18 protein-coding genes are annotated in these 20,508 nt (G+C 65.2%); 11 read left to right on the top strand and 7 right to left on the bottom strand.

The genetic code is table 11. The features are described from left to right. Positions 1–4: 4 nt before the first annotated feature. The 8 genes from C9427_RS28660 (at position 5) to C9427_RS28695 (ending at position 9,994) form a co-directional block, all read left to right on the top strand. Positions 5–1,246, top strand: coding sequence for an FAD-dependent oxidoreductase (locus C9427_RS28660; RefSeq protein WP_107652385.1), 1,242 nt, complete (start codon positions 5–7; stop codon positions 1,244–1,246). 2 nt (positions 1,247–1,248) lie between these two features. Next, positions 1,249–1,515 carry a sarcosine oxidase subunit delta gene (locus C9427_RS28665; protein WP_107652386.1) on the top strand — a complete coding sequence of 89 codons (267 nt, stop codon included), beginning with the start codon at positions 1,249–1,251 and terminating at the stop codon, positions 1,513–1,515. Further along, a complete protein-coding gene (locus tag C9427_RS28670) occupies positions 1,512–4,370 on the top strand; it encodes a 2Fe-2S iron-sulfur cluster-binding protein (RefSeq protein ID WP_107652387.1) in 2,859 nt (952 codons plus the stop codon). The genes C9427_RS28665 and C9427_RS28670 overlap by 4 nt, the downstream gene beginning before the upstream one ends. Then, positions 4,371–4,961: an aminomethyltransferase family protein gene (locus C9427_RS28675; protein ID WP_107652388.1), complete on the top strand. Its 591-nt coding sequence runs from the start codon at positions 4,371–4,373 to the stop codon at positions 4,959–4,961. Next, positions 4,958–5,866: a dihydrodipicolinate synthase family protein gene (locus tag C9427_RS28680; protein WP_107652389.1), complete on the top strand. Its 909-nt coding sequence runs from the start codon at positions 4,958–4,960 to the stop codon at positions 5,864–5,866. The genes C9427_RS28675 and C9427_RS28680 overlap by 4 nt, the downstream gene beginning before the upstream one ends. Positions 5,867–5,876: 10 nt before the next feature. Beyond that, the gene (locus tag C9427_RS28685) at positions 5,877–6,845 is read left to right on the top strand and encodes a D-2-hydroxyacid dehydrogenase (RefSeq protein WP_107652390.1); all 969 of its coding nucleotides are present in this window, start codon (positions 5,877–5,879) and stop codon (positions 6,843–6,845) included. A 19-nt stretch (positions 6,846–6,864) separates the two neighbouring features. Then, positions 6,865–8,406, top strand: a complete 1,542-nt coding sequence (locus C9427_RS28690) for a trimethylamine methyltransferase family protein (RefSeq protein WP_107652391.1) — start codon at positions 6,865–6,867, stop codon at positions 8,404–8,406. A gap of 64 nt (positions 8,407–8,470) precedes the next feature. Further along, positions 8,471–9,994 (top strand): N-acyl-D-amino-acid deacylase family protein, encoded by a 1,524-nt coding sequence (locus C9427_RS28695; RefSeq protein WP_245437204.1) that lies wholly within the window; start codon positions 8,471–8,473, stop codon positions 9,992–9,994. Here C9427_RS28695 and C9427_RS28700 read toward each other — a convergent pair. Genes C9427_RS28700 through C9427_RS28730 form a run of 7 tightly spaced genes read right to left on the bottom strand, consistent with a single transcriptional unit; the run spans position 9,979 to position 17,128 of the window. Then, a complete protein-coding gene (locus tag C9427_RS28700) occupies positions 9,979–10,644 on the bottom strand; it encodes a cysteine hydrolase family protein (protein ID WP_107652392.1) in 666 nt (221 codons plus the stop codon). The two genes, C9427_RS28695 and C9427_RS28700, sit on opposite strands and share 16 nt — an antisense overlap. After that, positions 10,641–11,924: a hydantoinase/carbamoylase family amidase gene (locus C9427_RS28705; RefSeq protein WP_107652393.1), complete on the bottom strand. Its 1,284-nt coding sequence runs from the start codon at positions 11,922–11,924 to the stop codon at positions 10,641–10,643. The genes C9427_RS28700 and C9427_RS28705 overlap by 4 nt, the downstream gene beginning before the upstream one ends. Further along, a complete protein-coding gene (locus C9427_RS28710) occupies positions 11,921–13,087 on the bottom strand; it encodes an NAD(P)/FAD-dependent oxidoreductase (RefSeq protein WP_107652394.1) in 1,167 nt (388 codons plus the stop codon). Before C9427_RS28710 ends, C9427_RS28705 begins: the two co-directional genes overlap by 4 nt. Positions 13,088–13,100: 13 nt before the next feature. Beyond that, a complete protein-coding gene (locus C9427_RS28715) occupies positions 13,101–14,411 on the bottom strand; it encodes a Coenzyme F420 hydrogenase/dehydrogenase, beta subunit C-terminal domain (protein WP_107652395.1) in 1,311 nt (436 codons plus the stop codon). A 12-nt stretch (positions 14,412–14,423) separates the two neighbouring features. Beyond that, positions 14,424–15,338, bottom strand: coding sequence for a nitrilase-related carbon-nitrogen hydrolase (locus C9427_RS28720; protein ID WP_107652396.1), 915 nt, complete (start codon positions 15,336–15,338; stop codon positions 14,424–14,426). Then, positions 15,323–16,753, bottom strand: a complete 1,431-nt coding sequence (hydA, locus tag C9427_RS28725) for a dihydropyrimidinase (RefSeq protein WP_107652397.1) — start codon at positions 16,751–16,753, stop codon at positions 15,323–15,325. Before hydA ends, C9427_RS28720 begins: the two co-directional genes overlap by 16 nt. Positions 16,754–16,777: 24 nt before the next feature. Further along, positions 16,778–17,128 (bottom strand): RidA family protein, encoded by a 351-nt coding sequence (locus C9427_RS28730; protein WP_107652398.1) that lies wholly within the window; start codon positions 17,126–17,128, stop codon positions 16,778–16,780. A gap of 376 nt (positions 17,129–17,504) precedes the next feature. Between C9427_RS28730 and C9427_RS28735 the strand changes: the two genes are divergently transcribed. From C9427_RS28735 to C9427_RS28745, 3 genes are read left to right on the top strand one after another with little or no spacing between them, the layout of a single operon-like run. Further along, positions 17,505–18,686: an MFS transporter gene (locus C9427_RS28735; RefSeq protein ID WP_342587268.1), complete on the top strand. Its 1,182-nt coding sequence runs from the start codon at positions 17,505–17,507 to the stop codon at positions 18,684–18,686. 10 nt (positions 18,687–18,696) lie between these two features. Beyond that, positions 18,697–19,446, top strand: coding sequence for an SDR family NAD(P)-dependent oxidoreductase (locus C9427_RS28740; protein ID WP_107652400.1), 750 nt, complete (start codon positions 18,697–18,699; stop codon positions 19,444–19,446). Positions 19,447–19,476: 30 nt separating this feature from the next. Further along, positions 19,477–20,502 (top strand): NAD-dependent epimerase/dehydratase family protein, encoded by a 1,026-nt coding sequence (locus C9427_RS28745; RefSeq protein WP_107652401.1) that lies wholly within the window; start codon positions 19,477–19,479, stop codon positions 20,500–20,502. The last annotated feature ends 6 nt before the right edge of the window (positions 20,503–20,508 follow it).

Below are 20,508 nucleotides of genomic sequence, written 5' to 3' on the forward strand. Positions count from 1 at the left end.
CAAGATGCCGCTCAGGCTCCTGAAATACGGCCTCAGCCGGGACTATCCGGTCAGCGGCGACATTCCCGCAACGCCGGACCTCAAGCCCTCCTACGACGTGGTCATCGTCGGTGGCGGCGGCCACGGACTGTCATGCGCGCATCACCTTGCGAAATACCATGGCATAAGCCGTGTCGCGGTCATCGAGAAGGGTTACCTTGCCGGCGGTAACACCGCGCGTAACACCACGACGATCCGCTCAAACTACATCACCGCCGAAGGCATCGCCTTCTACAAGGAAGGCGTCGAGCTGTTCGAGACCCTGTCGCAGGAACTCGATTTCAACGTCATGTTCTCGCAACGCGGCCAGCTGACGCTGGCACACACGGAGGCGACCCTGCGCAGCTTTCATGCGCGCGCCGAGATGGGCAAGCATCTGGGTACGCGCACCGAAGTTGTCGACCAGAAGGCGGTCGAGGAACTCGTCCCAACCTTGAACATGGATTATGGCGGTTCGCTCGAAATCCTCGGCGGGCTTTGGCATGCCGACGGCGGTACCGCCAGGCATGATGCGGTTGCCTGGGGCTATGCCGCGCAGGCGTCGCGACGCGGCGTCGAGATCCACCAGCGGACCGAAGTGGAAGGCTTCGAGGTCGTCGGCGACCGGGTCCGGGCCGTCAAGACGAATAGGGGCCGTATCGCCTGCGGTCAGGTGCTGATTGCGACCGGCGGGATGAACTACGACGTGGCGCTGATGGCCGGCGTCGAGCTTCCCATCCGCTGCTATCCGCTGCAGGCCATGGTGACGCAGCCGCTCAAGCCGTGGCTGCACACGCTGGTCTCCTCCGTCTCATTGCACACCTATCTGGTGCAGTCGTCGCGCGGCGAGGTCGTCATCGGCGGCGGGTCCGATCCCTACCAGCTATACTCGACGCGCTCGACGCTGGACATGAAGGAACACCTCGCCGAGGGCGCCGTGCACCTCTTCCCGTTCCTGCAAGGCGTGCGGCTGCTCAGGCAATGGGCCGGGATCACCGACATGACGCCGGACTACAGCCCGATCATGGGTGCCAGCCCACTCGCCAATCTGTGGCTCGATTGCGGATGGGGGACATGGGGGTTCAAGGCGACGCCCGTCGCCGGCAAACGCATGGCGGAGACGATCGCCAAGGGGTGCATGCCCGACATCTTGAAGCCCTTCGCGCTCGAGCGGTTCGAAACCTTCCAGCTGCTCAACGAAATGGGCGCGACGGCGGCGAGCCACTGACCATGAAACTGCTGATTTGCCCGATGAACGGCCCGCGCAACATAGACGAGTTCCAGTCGTTCGGACCCGTCCCCGCCGAGCCGGACCCGGACCGAACCGCCGATGCCGACTGGTCGCGGCATCTGTTCCGCGCCGAGAACCGCAGGGGCATCGTGGTCGAGTGGTGGCGCCACGTGCCAAGCAATTACTTTTTTCTGGCCGAGCGCGATCTCGTCACCAATGAAGTCGTCCGGACATTCGATCCGTCCGAACGCCGGGACCAATCATGAACCGGCTGCCTGCGCCCTGGGGAAGCCGGATCGATCGAAGCCGTCCCTTACGCTTCAGCTTCGAAGGCAAGGACTTCGAGGGTTATGCCGGCGACAGCATCGCCAGCGCGCTCGCAGCCTCCGGACAATGGGTGCTGTCGCGTTCCTTCAAATATCATCGGCCGCGCGGCATCCTCTCAATGACCGGCGCCGACGCCAACACGCTGGTGCAATTGCCGTTCGAACCGAACGTCGCCGCAGATCGCACGCCGATCAGCGAAGGGTTGCGGGTCAGCGCGCAGAACGTCAACGGCACGCTCGAACGCGACCGCGACGCGATCATCGACAGACTAGGACGTTTTCTGCCGGTCGGCTTCTACTACCGCACCTTCATGGGGCCGCGCCGCGACAGCTGGCTGAAATTCTGGGAACCGATGATCCGCCGCAAGGCCGGACTGGGCGTGGTCGACACCAAGGCCCCGCACCGGCATTTCGACAAGACGCACCTGCACTGCGATATCCTCGTGGTCGGCGCCGGTCCAGCGGGACTGAACGCCGCCATTGCTGCCGCCGAGGCGGGCGCGGATGTCGTGCTTTGCGACGAGAACCCGGAGATCGGCGGTTCGTTGACCTACGGCCGGCACGATCCGGCCCTCCTTGCCGACCTGTCTTCCAAACTTGAGGCGTTACCCAATCTGCGCCTGCTGACCGGGACCGTCTGCAACGGATGGTATGAGGACAATTGGCTGCCCTTGATTCAGGGCGACCGGCTCTATCGCACACGGGCGCGCGCGGTGATCCTGGCCACAGGCTCGATCGAACAGCCCGCCATCTTCCGCAACAACGACCTGCCGGGGATCATGCTGGGCGGCGCGGCGCAGCGGCTGATCCGCCATTACGGCGTGCGCCCGGGACAAAAGGCCGTGGTGCTGGCCACCGGCGATGAGGGCTATTGCGTCGCGCTCGATCTGGTTGAGGCCGGCGTCTCGGTCATACTGGTCGCCGATCCGAGATCCGACGGCGAGACAGGCACCTTCGAAGCCGAGTTGCACGGCAAGGGCGTGGCCATCCGGAAGGCCGTGACGATCGAAGCCGCCCAGGGGATCGCGGGAAATCGTCACCTTGCGCGGGTCCGTGTCGGCGGGCGCTGGATCGAGTGCGACCTGCTGGCTGTCACGGCTGGCCAGGTGCCCGCCTGGCAGCTGCCTTGTCAGGCTGGAGCAAAAGTCGGCTATGACGCCGCTAGCGGATCGATGATGCTCAGCTTGCCGAAAGCGCCGGTCCACCTTGCCGGCTCTGTCGCTGGAGACAGCGATCTACAGGGCGCGATTGCCGGCGGCCATCGCGCGGCCGTGGCCGCACTTTTGGGGCTCGGCCATGCTGTTGTAGAGGACAAAATATTCACCAGGCCTATGGCTACCAGCCCGGTCCATGTGCAGCCGATCGTTGCCGATCCGAAGGGCCGCGATTTCGTCGACTTCGACGAGGATCTCCAGGTCAAGGATCTCCAGAACGCGGTCAAGGAGGGTTATCGCGAAATCGAGCTGGTCAAGCGTTTCACCACCGTCGGCATGGGCCCGAGCCAGGGTCGCCATTCTGCGCTGGCGACGGCGAGGGTCGTCGCCGCAGCGACCAGCCGCACGGTGGCCGAAGTCGGCATCACCACCGCGCGCCCACCGGTCGGACCGGAGACGCTTGGCGTGCTTGCCGGCCACCACGAACCGCTCGAGCGGCGCACAGCTCTGCACGCCAGGCATTTGGCGCTGAACGCCGTGATGAAGCCGGTAGGCGCGTGGTGGCGGCCGTATTTCTATGGCGATGCCGGCGCGGCCGAAAAGATGATCCGCGACGAGATCACGGCGGTGCGGCAAGGGGTTGGCCTGCTCGACGTGTCGACGCTCGGCAAGCTGGAACTGCGCGGACCCGATGCCGGCGAATTCCTCGACCGCCTCTACACGATGGCGCATGCCAACCAGCCTGTCGGGCGTGTGCGCTATTGCCTGATGCTCAACGAGATGGGCTCGGTGGTCGATGACGGCGTCGCCTACCGCATGGCGGAGGACCGGTTCTATGTGACGGCAACCACGGGTGCAGTCTCGCGTGTCTATGCCGACATGCTGTTCTGGAACGCGCAATGGCGCTTGCGGGTCGATGTCCTCAACCTCACCGGCGCGTTCTGCGGCCTGAATGTCACCGGACCGAAAGCCCGGGCGGTGCTTGAGGCGCTGGAGAGCGACATCGATTTCGGGCGCGAGGCATTCCCCTATCTCAGCGGCCGCGAAGGCGTCATCGCCGGCGTGCCGGTGCGCGTCATGCGGATCGGTTTCACCGGCGAGCTGAGCTACGAACTGCATTGTCCATCCAGCCTCGCACCCGCCCTCTGGGACGCGGTGATGACTGCCGGCAAACCGTACGGCTTGAAGCCTTACGGTCTCGAAGCCTCGCGCATCCTTCGCCTGGAGAAGGGGCACATCCTGATCGGCCAGGACACCGATGCGATCACCACGCCGGACGAGCTCGGCTTTGGCTGGGCGGTCTCGAAGAAGAAGCCGTTCTTCGTCGGCAAACGGTCGATCGAGATGCGCGCAAGGCTGGGCCAGTCGCGCAAGCTCGTCGGCCTGCGATTTCCGGCCGATGCCAGGGATCTACCCGGCGAAAGCTGCCTCATACTGCGCAGCAATGCTCCCGTCGGACAGATCACCTCGATCGGCTTCTCGCCGACGCTCGGCTGCACCATCGCGCTCGCCTACGTCCATATCGACGACTCCACGGAGGGGAGCCTGGTGACGGTGAAGTGCCGGAACGGCAATCTGGTCGATGGGCCGGTGGTTGCTCACGCTTTCTTCGATCCCGCCAATGCACGGCAGGAGATGTAGATGGCGGCAAGTGCGGTGTTTCCCTTCATGGCCGGCGGCGCGGCTGACGGCACGAAGCTGCCCACTGGTGCGTTGGCGCTGAGCGACCTGACGGCCAGTCCGCGTTTTGGCCTGAAGGGCGGCGGCAGCGCTGCCTGGCTCACGGCACACGGCATCTCCTTGCCTGCAGTCAATCACATCGGCGCGTATCACGGCATGCGGATCTTGCGTCTCGGCAACGAGGACATCCTGCTGCTTGCCGAAGGTGCCGGCGAAGCGCTTGCCGAACTCAAAGCTGGCTGGGCGAACGATGCCGGGCCGAAAGGCTATTCGTCATGGCGCGAGGAGGGCTGGGCATGGCTGCGCCTCTCTGGCCCGCACGCGCCGCAATCGATGAGCCGGCTATGCGCGCTTGATCTCAGAGCCGATAGATTCGGTGTCGACGACATTGCGCAAACACGCGTCGGTCACATCGAGGCCGTCACGTTCCGCTCGCAAACAGGTTTCGATGTACTGTTCGACGTCACCGCATCGGTCTACTTCGCCAGGACGGCAGCGGCGGCGGCCAGACACTGCACGGATTTTTTGATCGATACGGAAGGACACGCATGACCCGCCCGCAAGGAACCATCTCACCGATCCTGACGCCGTTCGAAAACGACGGCCGCATCGCGCGCGATCTCTGGATATTGCATGCTAAATGGGTGCTGGGCCAGGGCGCGCATTTCCTGTCGCCGTTCGGCACCACCGGCGAGGCGCTGTCGCTGTCCTTGGGCGAGCGCATGCAGGCGCTGGAATGGCTGATCGAAGCCGGCATCCCGCCAGGCCAACTGATGCCCGGCACCGGCGTCACCGCCTTGCCAGAAACCGTCGAACTGTCGGCGCACGCCGTCGGGCTCGGCTGCGCCGGGGTGATGGTGCTGCCGTCGTTCTTCTACACCACTGCCGGTGACAGCGGCCAGGCCCGCTACTACAGCGAGCTGATCGAGCGGGTGGCGAACCCGGCGATGAAGGTGATCCTCTACCACATCCCGCAGAATTCAGGAGTGCCGGTGAGCCCCGCCTTGACCGCACGGCTGAACGACGCGTTCCCCGACACCGTCGTCGCCTACAAGGACAGCGCCGGCGACTGGAACAACACCACCGCGGTGATTGCCGCGGCTCCGAAGGTTGCGGTGTTTCCGAGCTCTGAAGCGCAACTGACCAAAGGGTTGGCCAGCGGAGCGGCAGGCTGCATCTCGGCCACCGTCAACCTCAACGCCGCCGCCATCCGGGCCCTCTACGACGCAACGATCGCAGGAAAGGACGTTGCCGAAGCGGATGCCGCGATCAAGGCGTTCCGCAAGATCATCCAGGATGCAGGTCTCATCCCGGCGATGAAAGCCGTGCTGGCGGTGCGCTCCGGCGACAGGCGCTGGCTGAACCTGCGCGCGCCACATGAGAATGCAACGCTGGAAGGCGGCGAGAAGCTGCTCGCCGCGCTCGGCCCTTCGGCCGATCACATTGGCCGGAGCTGAGAGCGACACCATGTCGGCTGACCCGTCCGTCATACTGCACACCGACCGGCCGGCGGCGGCGCTGGCCGTGCTCAAGGAGACGCATCCGGACCTCACGGTGCATGCATGCGACAGCTACGCCGCTCTTCCCGCATTGATCGGGCGCGCGGCGGCGGAAGTGGTTTTTTCCGTGCGCTTCGACGGCACACCGCGCTATCCGCGCCAGGCCCTTGTCGACAGCCCAACGGTGAAGTGGGTCTCGGTCGGCGGCTCCGGCACCGATCATCTCGGGCGTTGGGACCCGGAACGGCTGACCGTCACCAATTCCGCGGGCGTCGCCGCGGGCATGCTGGCGGAGTTCGCACTCGGCGCCATGCTGTCCTTCTCGCTCGACCTGCGCGGCTTTGCGCGCCGCCAGCAGGTGCGGCAATGGGGCGGCGGCCGCGTCGAGCCGATCGAAGGCAAGACTGTACTCATCATCGGCCTCGGCAAGACCGGCGAGGCCGTCGCCAAACGGGCGCGGGCGATGGGTATGGGCACGCTGGGTATCCGTGCGCACCCCAAGCCGACGCCATGCCTGGACGAGGTTCAAGGGGTTGACGCGCTGCTGCCACTCATCGGTCGCGCCGATTTCATCATCTGTTGCGTGCCTTTGCTGCCGACCACGCGCGGCCTGCTTGGTGAGGCAGCCTTCGCAGCGATGAAGGCGTCCGCCGTCCTCATCGACATTTCGCGCGGCGGCGTCGTCGAGGAAGCAGCACTTCTGGCCGCGCTCAATGCCAGACGGATCAAGGGAGCGGTACTCGACGTCTTCACGACCGAGCCGCTGCCGGCCGACCATCCCCTGTGGAGCTACGACAATGTCGCCATCACCCCGCATTGCGCGGCGGTCTACGACGGCTGGGACATCACGTCGGTGCGCATGTTCGCCGACAATCTGAAGCGCTACCGCAGCGGCATGCCGCTGCAGAACGTCGTGAACCCAGAGCGCGGCTACTGAGCCGAGAGGGAAGACTTTGATGACGCAGGACAGGCGCGGCGGCGGCCGCAGATCGAAGCTGGAACGCAGCGGCGGCGGTATCACGCAACTGCCTTGGCAACATGTGGAGAACCCCTACCCGCCGATGCAGTTGCTCGACGAAGAGCGGATGGAGCGGCTGCATGACACGTCGATGCGCATCCTGTCGGAACTCGGCATCCGTGTCATGAGCGAGCGGGTGATGGACCTGTTCGCTTCCGCTGGCGCCATCGTCGATCGCGACGAAAAGACCATCAGGATCGACGAAAGCCTGGTGCGCGAGGCGCTGCGGGCAGTGCCGTCCTCCTTCACGCTGACCAGCCGCAATCCGGAAAAGCAGGTGCATCTGGGCGGCAATTCGCTGGTCTTCGGCCTGGTCGCCGGGCCGCCCAATGTGCATGACCGCATCAACGGCCGCCGCCAGGGCAACCTGCCCGACTACCAGAATTTCATCCGGCTGGCGCACCACTTCAATGCCATCCACATCATCGGCAACCAGGTGGTGGCGCCGATGGAGCTGCCGGCCAATTCCCGCCATCTCGACACCTACTACGCAAACCTGACGCTGAGCGATCTCTCCTTCCACTGCACGGCGATCGGCCGCGCCCGGGCCATGGACGGGATCAACATGATGGCGATCGCGCGCGGCATCTCCGTCGAGGCGATGCGCACCTCGCCTGGCGTGACGACGATCATCTCGATCAACTCGCCGCGGCTGTTCGACGACGCCATGGCCGAGGGCTTGATCGCGATGGCCGAACATGGCCAGCCGGTGACCGTCACACCCTTTACGCTGATGGGTGCGATGACGCCGGTGACGCTTGCGGCAGCGCTTTGCCAGCAGAATGCCGAAGCGTTGTTCGGCGTGGTGCTGACCCAGCTCGTCAATCCCGGCACGCCAGTGATGTATGGCGCCTTCACCTCGAACGTCGACATGAAGTCGGGCGCGCCGGCCTTCGGCACGCCGGAGAATGCCAAGGCCAACATCATCGCCGGCCAATTGGCGCGGCGCTACAATCTGCCCTACCGCACCTCAAATGCGAATGCCTCGAACGTGGTCGATCTGCAGGCCGCCTACGAGACGGAAATGGCGACGTGGGGCGCGGTGCTGGGTGGCGCCAATCTGATCTACCATGCGGCAGGCTGGCTGGAGGGCGGGCTGACGGCGTCCTATGAAAAGCTCGTGCTCGATGTCGAGATCCTGCAGAATATGATGGAGTTCCTGCGCCCACTGCCGTTCCAGGAGGACGATCTGGGCTTCGAGGCGATCAAGTCCGTCCCGGCCGGCGGCCATTTCTTCGGCGCCGAGCACACCATGTCGCGCTACACGACCGCCTTCTACCAGCCGATGCTCTCCAATTGGCAAAACCACGGCGCCTGGGAGGAAGCCGGCGGCAAGGATGCGCTCGAACGTGCGACAGAACTCTGGCAACAGGCGCTGCATGATTACCAGGAGCCGGCCTTGGACCCGGCGATCCGCGAGGAGCTCGACGCCTATGTCGCGCGCCGGCGCGAGGAGATCGCCGCCAATCCGGAAGGCTAGAGCATAATCCCGAAAAGTGGGAACCGGTTTTCTCGGACAAACGGTTTCCGTTTGTCCCGAGATCATGCTCCAACAAAAAGAGTTGAAAATCTGCCCGATGCACTATGACCTCGTCATCCGCCACGCGACGCTGATCGCCGGCGACGGCTCGAAACGCTTCGAGGCCAACATCGCCGTCACCGGCGACAGGATCGCCGCCATCGGTCGGCTGGACGACGCAACTGGCAGCGAGGAAATCGATGCCAGGGGCAAGGTCTTGGCGCCGGGCTTCATCGACGTCCACACCCATGACGATGGCGCGCTCTTGGCGCCACGCGGCATGGACCCGAAGATCAGCCAGGGCGTAACGACGGTGATCGCCGGCAATTGCGGCGTCAGCCTGGCGCCGCTGCTGCTCGACAGAACACCGCCGCCGCCCTTCACGCTGGTCGGCGGTCGGGAGAGTTTCCGTTTCGACCGTTTTGCCGACTATGTGGCAGAGCTCAAGCGGCGCGGCATCGCCACGAACGCGGCTCTATTGGTCGGCCACACCACACTGCGCCAACGCTGCATGCCGGTGACCGACCGTCCGGCCAACGAGGCGGAGACGGCGGCGATGCAGGAAGCCGTGGAGCAGGCGATGGCCGAGGGCGCCTTCGGCCTCAGCACCGGGCTCGACTATCCGCCGGCGGTCAACTCTTCGACCGAAGAGGTCAAGGCGCTCGCCGCGACGGCCGCCGGCCTCGGCGGCCCCTATGTCACCCATACCCGCAACTATTTCGAGACGATGGACGAGGCGATCGAGGAAGCCATCGACATTGCCGATCATGCCGGCGGCAAGCTGTTCATCTCGCACCATCAGTGCACCGGCCGCGCCAATTTCGGCAAGAGCCGTCCGTCACTGGAAAGGATCGACCAGGCGCGCCAGACGATGGACATCGGCATGGATGTCTATCCCTATGCAGCGAGTTCCACGGTGCTGCGGCTGGAGCGCTGCGACACGGGCCTGAAGATCCTCGTCACCTGGTCCGATCCGCATCCTGAAATGGCGAGGCGCGAGATCGCCGACATCGCGCGCGAATGGAATTGCAGCGAGCGCGAGGCAGGCCAGCGACTGCTGCCGGCCGGCGCTGTCTATTTCCAGCTCGACGAGACGGACGTGCGCAACATCATCGCCCATCCACGCACCATGATCGGCTCGGATGGCCTGCCACACGACATCCATCCGCATCCGCGGCTCTGGGGCACGTTTCCGCGTGTGCTCGGGCACTATGCCAGGGATGTCGGCCTGTTCAGCCTGGAGGAGGCCGTGTTCCGCATGACCGGCCTGCCCGCGCGGGAATTCGGCATCCAGCAACGTGGGCTGCTGGCGGAAAGCAATTTCGCCGACCTCGTCATCTTCGATCCCGAGACGATCATCGACACCGCCACCTTCGAGGAGCCGCGCCGGCCCGCCGCCGGCATCGAGCATGTCTTCGTCAATGGCGTATCCGTCTGGCGCGGCGGCAGGGCGACCGGCGCGCTGCCGGGTGCGGTTCTCAAGCCCTCGGCTTCAAAAACGGTTGTCAGAGGCGCATGCGGCTGCGGCATCGATCACAGAGCCTCGTAAATCCGGTCGACCGTCTCAAGCGTGTAGGCGAATTCCACCGGCCGCGTGCAGCACCAGCCGTCGAAGGGCTGGCCGTCGAGCGCCTTCAGCGCCTCGGGCACGCGCAGGATACCGCCGCCATAGAGCCGGTTCGCCATGTCGAGCATGCCGGTGCGGTGCATGGCCTCGGTCATGCTGCCGCAGGCATCCTTGACCAGCCAGACCCTGAAACCTTGATAGACCGCGTCGAACACGCTCTCGGTCACGCAGCTATCGGTGAGCACGCCGGTCACGATCAGGTTCTCGACCTTGAGGTCGGCAAGCCGTTTTGAAAGATCGGTGCGGCGAAAGGCGCTCGGCCAGTGCTTGTGGATGACGATATCGCCTGGCACTGTCGCCACTTCGGCGCAAATGTCGGCGCCATCGCTGCCAGCCACGGCGGAGCGGAATTCCTCGGTCAGGATCTCTTCTTGTCTGGCATAGCCGTCGCGTTCCTCCGGCTTCACCCAAGCCTGGGCATGGATGACGGGCACACCTGCGGCACGGGCTACTGCGATTAAGCGGGCGGCATTGGCGAGCACGGCGTCATAGCCGACGACTGGCCAGGCCGCACCGGGGCGGTATTCGTTCTGCAGGTCGATGACGAGCAAGGCAGTCGCGGCAAGGTTCATGGCTGTCCCGGGGGATTGTCGAAGTCGGTGACGAAACGAAGAAGCAGACGGATCGCCTGATCGAGATCGGCTATCTCCATCGCTTCATGCGGGTTGTGGCTGCCATTCTCGTTGCGCACGAAGATCATGGCGGTCGCAATGTCGGCGCCGGCAAAGGTGGCCGCGTCATGCCCCGCTCCGCTCGGCACATGCGGCACTGGCATTTGCAGCTCTTTGGCAGCGCGGTCCAGTCTCGCGATCAGCGCCGGCGACATGGTTGCCGGCTCCCAGGTGAAGCGTGGCCCGGCCTCGAAGCGCACACCACGCCTGGCGCCAATTTCGGTGAAGAGCGGGTGCAGCCTTGCCTCGATGCGTTCCAGCACAGCGGCCCCGGCGCTGCGCACGTCGAGCGTGAAGCGAAGTTCGCCTAGGACGCGGCTGCCGCCGTGCTGGCTCGGATCGGATTCCACCCGACCGAAGGTGATGGTGGCTTCATGCCCTTCACCCTCGAGCGCGTCCCATTCCGCTTCAAGGCCGGCGACCAGATCGGCAAAGCCGAGCACGCTGTCATGCCGGGCAAAGCGCGGCTCGGCGCCGGAATGCGCGTAAGCGCCAAAGCACTTCGCATCGACATAGCGGAACCCGCCGGCAATGCCGGTGACGATGCCGACCGGCACGTTGGCGGCAACCAGGCGCGGGCCTTGCTCGATATGCACTTCGACAAAAGCCGCGATGCGGCCGGCATCGATACCCGGAACGCCGCGCCGCACGGCTTCGGGATCAAAGCCTTCTTCCAGCATGTGATCGGCAAGCGTGCGTCCGCTGTCCGACCGCTTCGCTTCCAGCGCCGCCGGCTCCAGCAGGCCGAGTGCGGCCTGGCTGCCGGGATAGGACAACGGAAACCAGACAGCCTCTTCCGCGCGCGTCGCCAGCACGATCAGGTCGCGCGGCAATTGGATGCCTTGCCCGACCAGCTCGGCCATCACGACCAGCCCCGCCACCACACCCGCGGCGCCGTCGAAATTGCCGCCATGCGGCACGCTGTCGAGATGCGAGCCGATGACGATCGCCGGCAGATCGGGGTCGCAGCCTTTCAGCGTCAGATAGAGATTGCCGGCGGCATCGGTGCGCGCCGTGGCGCCGAGCTTCTCCGCTTCCTCTCGCACGAGACCATGCGCAAAACGCTCGCCAGGCCCGTAGGCGATGCGCGTGATCCCCGGCGCGTCGGTGGTGGCTTGCGCAAGCCTCTCTAGCAGATCCCCGGCTAGCCTGCCGCCGGCCGTCAGTGCGGCATTGCTCATGAAGCAACCTGCCTGGCTTGAGACTCGACGCCGCGCAGCCGGTGCGGCGTGAGATCGTCCGTCGACACGCCCTGCCTTGCGACATCGTCTGGAAAGCCCTTGCCCGCGATCAGGCTGGCACAGACGCGCGACAGCGCCGGCGAGGTCTTGATGCCATAGCCGCCCTGCCCGACCAGCCAGATGAAATCCGGGACCTCGTCATCGGGTCCGACCACCGGCGACCCATCGGCGACGAAGGTCCGCAAGCCCGCCCATGAGCGCGAAACACGATGCACCTCGATCGTGGTGGCCCTTTCGAGGCGCTCGGCACCGATCGCGACATCGATCTCTTCCGCATAGGCATCCATCGGCACAGAGTGCGTCGCATCCGCCGGCGAGACGAACAGCTGCCCTGCATCGGGTTTGAAGTAGAACTCGGCACCGACATCGTTGACCAGCGGCCAGTCGGTGATGTCGACACCGGCGGGTGCCGGGATGTTGAAGGCAGTGCGGCGCTTCGGCTGCAGGCCGATCGGGCGCACGCCGGCCATGATGGCGATCTCGTCGCCCCATGCGCCGGCGGCGTTGACGAGCGTTGGCGCAAGGAACGTTCCCGCTGGGGTTTCGATCCGCCATCGGCTGCCTTGCCGTCCAATCGCCCTGACGCCGGCATTGGTGACGATGCGCGCGCCGCGCGCGCGGGCGCCGCGCAGATAGCCTTGATGCAGGCCGTTGACGTCGATATCCATCGAATGCGGTTCGATGTAGGCGCCGGCGAGATAGTCCGCGCGCAGCACCGGCACGCGCGCAATCGCCTCGGCTTGGGTCATGGCGACGATCGAGGGGACCAAAGCCTGCGCGGTCTCCAGATCTTTCCGCAGCAGATCGAGCTGATCGGCGCGCGCCACGGTGATCATGCCGCGTTTGCTAAGGAGCGGATAATCCGAGAAGCCAGCCGGCGGTTCGGCCAGGAAAGATCGGCTCGCCAGCACGATACGACGGATGATGCCGTTGCCGTAATTTTCGGTGAAGCTCGCCGCCGAGCGACCGGTGGTGTGGTAGCCGCAATGGCTTTCCCGCTCGAGCACGACCACCTTGGCAGAGCGGGAAATCTCGAAGGCGGCGCCGGCGCCGGCGACACCGCCGCCAATGATGATGACGTCGGTTTCCTCGGCGGCACTCATTTCGGCCCGTCCTTCAACATGATTGCACAGCCTTGCTTTCGCGCGGTACGGCAGGCGGCTCACCCAGGCGTCCGCGCCGGGCACGGTCCTGGGCGCCGCGCCCTTCGGCCAGATTCTCCGCCAGCGAATTCTGCACGGCGCAATCTTCAAGTGCGAGGTCGGTGACGAAAGGCACCGGCTTGCCGGCGATCGCCATGCCTTTCAACCGCGCCCAGACGGCGCGCCGCTTGCGCACCTGGTGCGACTGCAACTCACTGATCTCGGCAATGCCGGTCTCGCGCTTGATCTCCAGCGCGCCGGCTTCGACCGCCGAGTCGAACAGCTCAAGGCCGCGCCCGGTGCGCACGATGATGCCGTTGAGCGGCTCGTCTTCGGCCGCAGGCCCGCCATTCAGCCAGGCATCCGAAACGGCGATGTCCGCCACCTGGCCGATCGCGTCGGGGCAGATCTTGCAGCGCGGCTGGATCATCCATTTGTCCTCGTCCTCCCACAACTGCCTATAGGTGAGTTCGAAGGCGCGGCCGTCCCTGGTTTCCATCCGATTGAGGCCGGGATTGCCATGGCCCCGATAGCGGAACAGCGCGAGCTCGTCCTCGGCGAGGCCGAAACGCTGCAGCACCTGTTCCGATTTCGACAAATCCGATGCGCCGCCGCAAACGAAGGCCAAGGCATAGCGCATATATCGGTCGACGCGGGGATCGAGCCGCGCAAGGTTGCGCACGGCGGTGACGTCGCAAGGCTTGGCAATCAGCGCGAAGGGTTCGCCGCGATCGAGAATGTCGCAGAAATCCACCAAGGTCGCCGCCGGGCCATAGCGCGAGCCCGCGCCCTCAAGCATCGATGCGGCATCAAAGCTCAGCCGCCTTTCGCTGCGCATCGGCTCGGAATGTGATGCCGCGACATGCAGCACGAATTTGACGCGCCCGGAGCTCAGCAGGAACTGTCCGAGCGCCGTCAGCACCCCGCCGCCGGAACCGACAAACCGCACCGTGGCGTCTCCCGCGCGGCCGAGCACAAGCCGTTCGGCGGGCCCCCAGACAGTGTCGGTCAGCGCGGCCTCGCTCATCTGCGCCGGCGGCGGACCGGCGATCCGGGTCCCCGGGCAGACAGCGTTGATCCGCATCAAAGTCTCCTCGTCGAACACCTGTCTTGCCACTGGCCGCTCGCGCCCTGCCGGTGTCATCACCATTTCGATTTCGCCGGCACCGGCGATCGAGCGGCAGAGGCCGCAACCGATGCAAAGTCCGTTCTCGACAATCTCGCCAAGTGACAGCGGATCGGCCGCGCGCGGCATCGTGTCCTGACTTGTTTCAATGAGGCCCATCTCGTTTCGATCTCAGACCGGTTCCGAAATGCGCCGGTACTGGTCGGGGCGGCGATAGAGCGCGAAGTTGAAATTCACCTTCCGGCAGGTCTCGATCAGGTCGAGATCGGCGCGATGGACGATGATCTCGTCGCCGAGCGACATCGCCTGCGCGGCGAGCTCGCCGGTCGGCGCGATGATGCAGGACCCGCCGATCAGCGCCTGACCGTCCTCCAGTCCCGCCTTGGCGGCAGCAGCGACCCACAGTGTGTTCTGGTAGGCACCGGCTTGCATTGGCAGATGGTTGTGGAACATGCGCAGATGAGCGAGCGCCGGCGCCTCGTCGAGCAGCAGCGGTGTGTTGTAGCCAAGCAGAGCCACCTCGGCGCCGTTGAGGCAAAGCATGCGATAGGTTTCCGGCCAGCGGCGGTCGTTGCAGATCGCCATGCCGACGCGCACGCCGCGATAGTCGAAGACCGGAAAACCGAGATTGCCCGGCTCGAAATAGCGGCGTTCCAGATGCGTGGTGATGCCTTCCTCCGGCTCGCTCGACCCCGGCACATGCATCTTGCGGTAGCGGCCAATGAAGCGCCCGTCCGGGCCGACAAGGTCCATGGTGTTGAAATGGCGCGTCCGGCCTTCTTCCTGCGCGAGTTCGCAATAGCCGAGCGTGAAGCCGATCTTGAGGCGGGCGGCGGCATCATAGAGGCGCAGCGTTTCGGGGCCTGGCATCGACTGTTCGAAGAAGGCATCGATCTCCGCCTGATCGTCGATGCGCCAGCGCGGAAAGAAAGTGGTCAGCGCCATCTCGGGGAACACAGCAATCTCCGCACCTGCGGCAGCGGACTGCTCCAGCAAGTGGAGGAGGCGATCGACAGTTTCGGCACGCGAGGCGCTGCGCTGGATCGGTCCTGTCTGGGCGACCGCGATGGTCAGGAATCTAGCCACGGCGTCGTCTCCTCGACAGGTTTTCCGGAAAGATCCGGATTGGCGGCGGTGCGCTCTACGAACTGTCCGAACCCCGGCTGCACCTGGAGCTGGCCGTCGGCGACCACCGGCACGCCGCGCACCAGCACTGTGGTCGGCTTGCCAGTCACGCTTTTGCCCTCGTAAGGCGTGAAGTCGACGCGGGAATGCAAGGCCTTGTGGCCGAGCGTCCATCGCGCCGTTGGGTCCCACAGCGCCAGATCCGCGTCGAGCCCAACCGCGATCCTGCCCTTGCGATCGGCGAGCCCATAGATCGACGCGGCATTGCGCGAGGTGAGATCGAGATAGCGGCCAAGCGTCAGCCGGGCGGTCAACAGCCCTTCCGAGAACAGCAGCGGCAAACGCGTTTCGATGCCGGGAATGCCGCTCAGCGTGGTGTTGAAGGCAGGCGTCTGGGATCCACCTATCTTGTCCGCGAACCAGTATGGCGAATGGTCGGAAGACCAGAGATCGATGCCGCCATCGATCAGCGCCTGCCACAGATGCTCATGGCTGCGCGGCGAACGCGGCGGAGGCGAAAAGACGAAACGCGCCGCGTCGAGAGCCGGCCGGTCAAGGTCGGCAGAGCCTATGAACAGATATTGCGGGCAAGTCTCGGCAATCGCATCCACCCCTCGCACGCGCGCTCGCGCCACTTCCTCGGCCGACTGCCAGGAGGAGACGTGAACGATGGTCATGCGCGCGCCGGTCATTTCGGCGAAGGCCAGCGCACGATGCGTGGCCTCGCGCTCCATCGTCTCGCTGTGGGCAACGACATGGTAGCGAATGTCGGTGCGGCCGAGATCGATCAGGCGCTGGCGCGTGCGGCGGATGGCGGCATCGTTCTCGGCATGGACCATGACGATCCAGCCAAGGCTGTGGGCGGTATCGAGCACCCTGAAAAAGAGGTCGTCGTCGACGGCAAAACCCTGATAGGTCATGAACAGTTTGACCGAGGCGATGCCACGGCCGGCAAGCTCAGTAAGCTGAGCCTCGACATCAGGGCCAGTGCCCATAGTCACCACGGCGTGCAGCCCGTAGTCGATCACCGCGCGCCCTGTGGAGCGGTCGAGAGCGCGGTCCACGGCGCCGATCGTCGTCATGTCCGGACCTGGCATGCCGAACGGGACGATGCATGTCGTGCCCCCGAAGGCCGCCGAGATGGTGCCGGATTCGAAATCGTCCGCATTGCCGGCCCCGCCCCAGACCGGCTGGTCGAGATGGCAATGGGCGTCGATGCCGCCGGGCATGACCCAGCGGCCGCCGGAATCCAGCAGCGCCCTGCCGGTCAGGCCGTTGCCGATGGCTGCTATACGGCCGTCATCGATGCCGATGTCGCATTCGGCCCAACCGTCGTCGAGCGCAACCCTTCCGCCTTTGATCACCAGCTCATGCATTCGGTTTGCCCACCCCAATCGGCGTCAGCCGACCGCCGCCGTGACCATGATCTCGACGCGATACTGATCGCCGGCAAGCCGCGCCTCCACCGTCGCGCGCACCGGCATGGCGCTGCGGTCGATCCAGGCATCCCAGGCCGTATTCATCATGTCGAAGTCAGCGATATCGCGCAGCCAGATCTGGGCGCTCAAAAGCTTCGACTTGTCGCTGCCGGCCTTGGCCAGAAGCGCATCGATCTTGGCGAAAATCTGCTTCGTCTGCGCGGTGGTGTCGCCGGAAAGGTCGTCCGCCGTCAGGCCGGAGACATAGACGGTGCCGTTGTAGCGCAGCACCCGGCAGAAGCGTTGGCCATTCTCAAGACGTTCGATCGTCATCTCCTGGTCTCCTCTCGATCTTCGGCAGGCGACCTATCGTAGGGAGCGGACAAAAGGACTGTAAAGCCTGTCGCACGGCACAACGCCGTTTTCCGCGACAGGGATGGCCAAAAAAAATCACGCCATAGCCGTGTCAATCTTCGCTTGTAGCATGCATGGGGAGGTATAGCTTCTGTCTGGGAGAGCAGCCGCCGGTCAGCGTGACTGCCAAGGGGAGCCGTCGCAATGCATAGGAATCCGGCGTCGGTCATTGATCCTGCCTGCGATCGCCGGCGCCCGTCCTAGCCGGCCGACAGCGGCATTCATGGGGTCGATCGCTCAATCCGCGATGCGCTTGTGGCGGAACGCTGAGCGCTCTCGCGCCACTTTGCCGATGATGGCAAGCGTCTGTCTCGCCTGTATCGGCAGCGCCATGCTGACGACCGCGGTGTCGTTCCACCTCGGCAAAGCCGGCGTCGATCCCGAAACCGTGCAGATCGTTCTGACCGCCTATCCGGCCGGCTTCCTGATCGGATGCCTGATGACGCGTCCATTGGTCACCCGCTACGGCCATGAGCGGACATTCCTGGTGGTCCTGGCAACCGCGCTGCTGTCGGCCCTGGGCTTCGTCGTCACCGACTTCATGCCGGCCTGGTTCTGCTTGCGGCTGCTCGGCGGCATGTCGATGGCCTCGATGTTTGTCGTCTGCGAGAGCTGGATCAATCTCTACGCCGAACAGCACAATCGCGGCGCGCTGTTCGCGGTCTACATGCTGACGACGGCGATCGCCGTGCTGCTCGGCCAGGTCCTGGTGGCGATCGTCGGTCCGCAATCTCCGCATCTGTTTCTGGTCGCGACAGCAACGGTGCTCGTGGCCTTTGCGCCCAACTTCGCCGGGCTGCGCTGGCCGGCGCTGCCTTCGGTGCCGGCCGATCCGGCGCCCGCGCCCGGAGCCAAGGCAGACAGGCGGCTCGGGCCGCTGGCGCTTTTCAGGCTGGCGCCGGTGACGGTCGTGGCGATTTTCCAGGGCGGCATCACCAACATGAACGTCTTCGTGCTGACGCCTCTTTACGGGACGCAGATCGGCCTGTCGGCGGCGGCCACGGTCTGGCTGGTGACCACGATAAGCATTGCCGGCATGGTGGCGCAGACCCCGGTCGGCTGGCTGTCGGACCGTTTCGACCGCCGCCTGATACTGCTGGTGCAAGGGCTGGTGTCGGTGACGGCCTGCGCCTCGATCGCTTGGGTCGGCACTCTGTCGGTGCCTCTGCTGTTCGTGCTGTTCTTCATCTATGGCGCCACGGCGCTGACGATCTATCCGGTGGCGATGGCCTTCGGCGCATCGCAGCTTCATAGCCGGCACATGGTCGCCGCCTCCGGCACGCTGCTCCTGCTCTACTCGATCGGCAATGTAGCAACGCCGGGCCTCGCCGCGGGATTGATGGAGCATCTTGGGCCTCCCGCAATGTTCCTGCTGCTTGGCGGCGGCGCTGCCCTGGTCACGTTGGCCGCCTGCTACAATCTTCTGCGCCGGCCGGTCACGGCGCCGGTCATGCAACGTGTCGAGGAACGGCTTTGAGGTCACCGCGATGAACCGGCTGCAAGGCAGCGTTGTCCTTATCGCGGGCGCCGCAAGCGGCATTGGCGCCGCCATTGCCCGACGCTGCGTTTCAGAAGGCGCCAGCGTAGTCTGCGCAGACCATGATCTTGCCGCGGCGCAGGCACTTGCCGATGGGCTTGGGGCCACCGCGGCCGCCTGCCGCTGCGATGTGACCGATGCAGGGTCGGCCAGCAGCGCCGTCGACATCGCACAGCAACGCTTCGGCCGGCTGGACGGACTGGTGCACAACGCCGCCGCACCATCGGCCAACGCCACCGTCGTCGATCTCGACGAACAGTCCTGGCGCCGCGAACTCGACGTCAGCCTGACCGGTGCGTTCCTGATGAGCAAGTTCGCGGTGCCGTTGATCGTAGCGGGCGGCGGCGGCTCGGTGGTGTTCATCGGCTCACAGTTCGGACGCGTCGCGACCGCTAAGGCCGTCGCTTATTGCGCCGCCAAGGCGGGACTGATCCATCTCGCCAAGGCGATGGCGGTCGACCATGCGCCGGACAAGGTGCGCGTCAACAGCTTGTCGCCGGGCGCGGTGGCGACAGCGCGCCTGCTGCGCAGATTTCCAGACTTCGAGGCCGCCAATGCTGGTCTTGGATCCGCCCATCTGCTCGGCCGCATCGCAGAGCCGGATGAGATCGCCGCGGCGGCTGCTTTCCTTTTGTCATCGGACGCATCCTTCGTCACCGGATCTGACATGCTTGTGGACGGCGGCTATGCGACGCGCTGACCCTCTTCGTTCAACTTCAAAGGAGTTCGCATGACGCTGCTCGTCACCGGCGGCACCGGCTTTGTCATGAGCGTGGTCGCGCGCGCATGGCTGGACCGCGATCCGCAAGCCCGTGCCGTGATCCTCGACCGGTCCGGTCTCGACGCGGCGGCCGAGAAGTATTTCGCCCCGGTTCGCGACCGGCTCGCAGTGATCGCTGCCGATGTGCTCGACCCGAAGGCTTGGTCCGCAACGCTCGACAGGCAAGGCATCACGGCAATCGTGCATGGCGCGACGATCACGCCGATCTCGCGCGGCAGCGCCTCGGAGGCAAAACGCCAGCCGGAGGCTGAAGACCCTGCCCGCATCGTCGACGTCAATCTCATGGGCACCGTGCGGATGCTGGACTGGGCGCGCGCGAGACCGGGACTCAAGCGCTTCGTCTATGTCAGTTCCGGCTCCGTCTACCGTCACAATGGACCAGACTGGAGCAGCGAGCCGCTGCCGGAAGATGGCTATGTCGCGCCGTTGACGCTCTACGGCATCTCGAAATTCGCCTCCGAAATGGTGACCAACCGCTATGCCGACCTGTTCGACCTGTCGGCGGTCTCGGTGCGGCTTGCTTCCGTCTACGGCCCGATGGACCGCGCGACCGAGAGCCGCAACTTTCGCCATGTTCCCAACCGCGTCGCGCATATGGCTTTAGCCGGAGACACGATCAGGCCGAACAGCCTGGACCCCGTCGGCGACTATATCGCCTCGACCGACGTTGCCGCCGCGATCCTCGCGCTGATCGATGCACCGCACCTCAATTACCGCCACTACAACATCGGCTCCGGATCCAGCCAGACCATCGGCGAGATCGTCGGCTGGGCAAGGGAACGCGTGCCGGGCCTGAAGGCCGAGGTGACATCAGGAGAAGACGCCAATATCGTCCAGGATGTGAGACTGAAAGGCGGCATGTGGGGGGCGTATGACATCGCCCGCATCCTACGCGACACCACATGGCGGCCGCGTCCCGGCAAGGAAGCCTTCCACGCTTACATGGACTGGATAGCCGCCAACGAAACGAGCTGAGAGGAA

The sequence above is a fragment of the Mesorhizobium helmanticense genome (assembly GCF_003034915.1).
Taxonomy (GTDB): domain Bacteria; phylum Pseudomonadota; class Alphaproteobacteria; order Rhizobiales; family Rhizobiaceae; genus Mesorhizobium; species Mesorhizobium helmanticense.

Coding starts and splice junctions, on each gene's coding strand:
- C9427_RS28660 (WP_107652385.1), top strand. CDS start 5: ATGCCGCTCAGGCTCCTGAAATACGGCCTCAGCCGGGACTATCCGGTC.
- C9427_RS28665 (WP_107652386.1), top strand. CDS start 1,249: ATGAAACTGCTGATTTGCCCGATGAACGGCCCGCGCAACATAGACGAG.
- C9427_RS28670 (WP_107652387.1), top strand. CDS start 1,512: ATGAACCGGCTGCCTGCGCCCTGGGGAAGCCGGATCGATCGAAGCCGT.
- C9427_RS28675 (WP_107652388.1), top strand. CDS start 4,371: ATGGCGGCAAGTGCGGTGTTTCCCTTCATGGCCGGCGGCGCGGCTGAC.
- C9427_RS28680 (WP_107652389.1), top strand. CDS start 4,958: ATGACCCGCCCGCAAGGAACCATCTCACCGATCCTGACGCCGTTCGAA.
- C9427_RS28685 (WP_107652390.1), top strand. CDS start 5,877: ATGTCGGCTGACCCGTCCGTCATACTGCACACCGACCGGCCGGCGGCG.
- C9427_RS28690 (WP_107652391.1), top strand. CDS start 6,865: ATGACGCAGGACAGGCGCGGCGGCGGCCGCAGATCGAAGCTGGAACGC.
- C9427_RS28695 (WP_245437204.1), top strand. CDS start 8,471: ATGCTCCAACAAAAAGAGTTGAAAATCTGCCCGATGCACTATGACCTC.
- C9427_RS28700 (WP_107652392.1), bottom strand. CDS start 10,644: ATGAACCTTGCCGCGACTGCCTTGCTCGTCATCGACCTGCAGAACGAA.
- C9427_RS28705 (WP_107652393.1), bottom strand. CDS start 11,924: ATGAGCAATGCCGCACTGACGGCCGGCGGCAGGCTAGCCGGGGATCTG.
- C9427_RS28710 (WP_107652394.1), bottom strand. CDS start 13,087: ATGAGTGCCGCCGAGGAAACCGACGTCATCATCATTGGCGGCGGTGTC.
- C9427_RS28715 (WP_107652395.1), bottom strand. CDS start 14,411: ATGGGCCTCATTGAAACAAGTCAGGACACGATGCCGCGCGCGGCCGAT.
- hydA (WP_107652397.1), bottom strand. CDS start 16,753: ATGCATGAGCTGGTGATCAAAGGCGGAAGGGTTGCGCTCGACGACGGT.
- C9427_RS28730 (WP_107652398.1), bottom strand. CDS start 17,128: ATGACGATCGAACGTCTTGAGAATGGCCAACGCTTCTGCCGGGTGCTG.
- C9427_RS28735 (WP_342587268.1), top strand. CDS start 17,505: ATGGCAAGCGTCTGTCTCGCCTGTATCGGCAGCGCCATGCTGACGACC.
- C9427_RS28740 (WP_107652400.1), top strand. CDS start 18,697: ATGAACCGGCTGCAAGGCAGCGTTGTCCTTATCGCGGGCGCCGCAAGC.
- C9427_RS28745 (WP_107652401.1), top strand. CDS start 19,477: ATGACGCTGCTCGTCACCGGCGGCACCGGCTTTGTCATGAGCGTGGTC.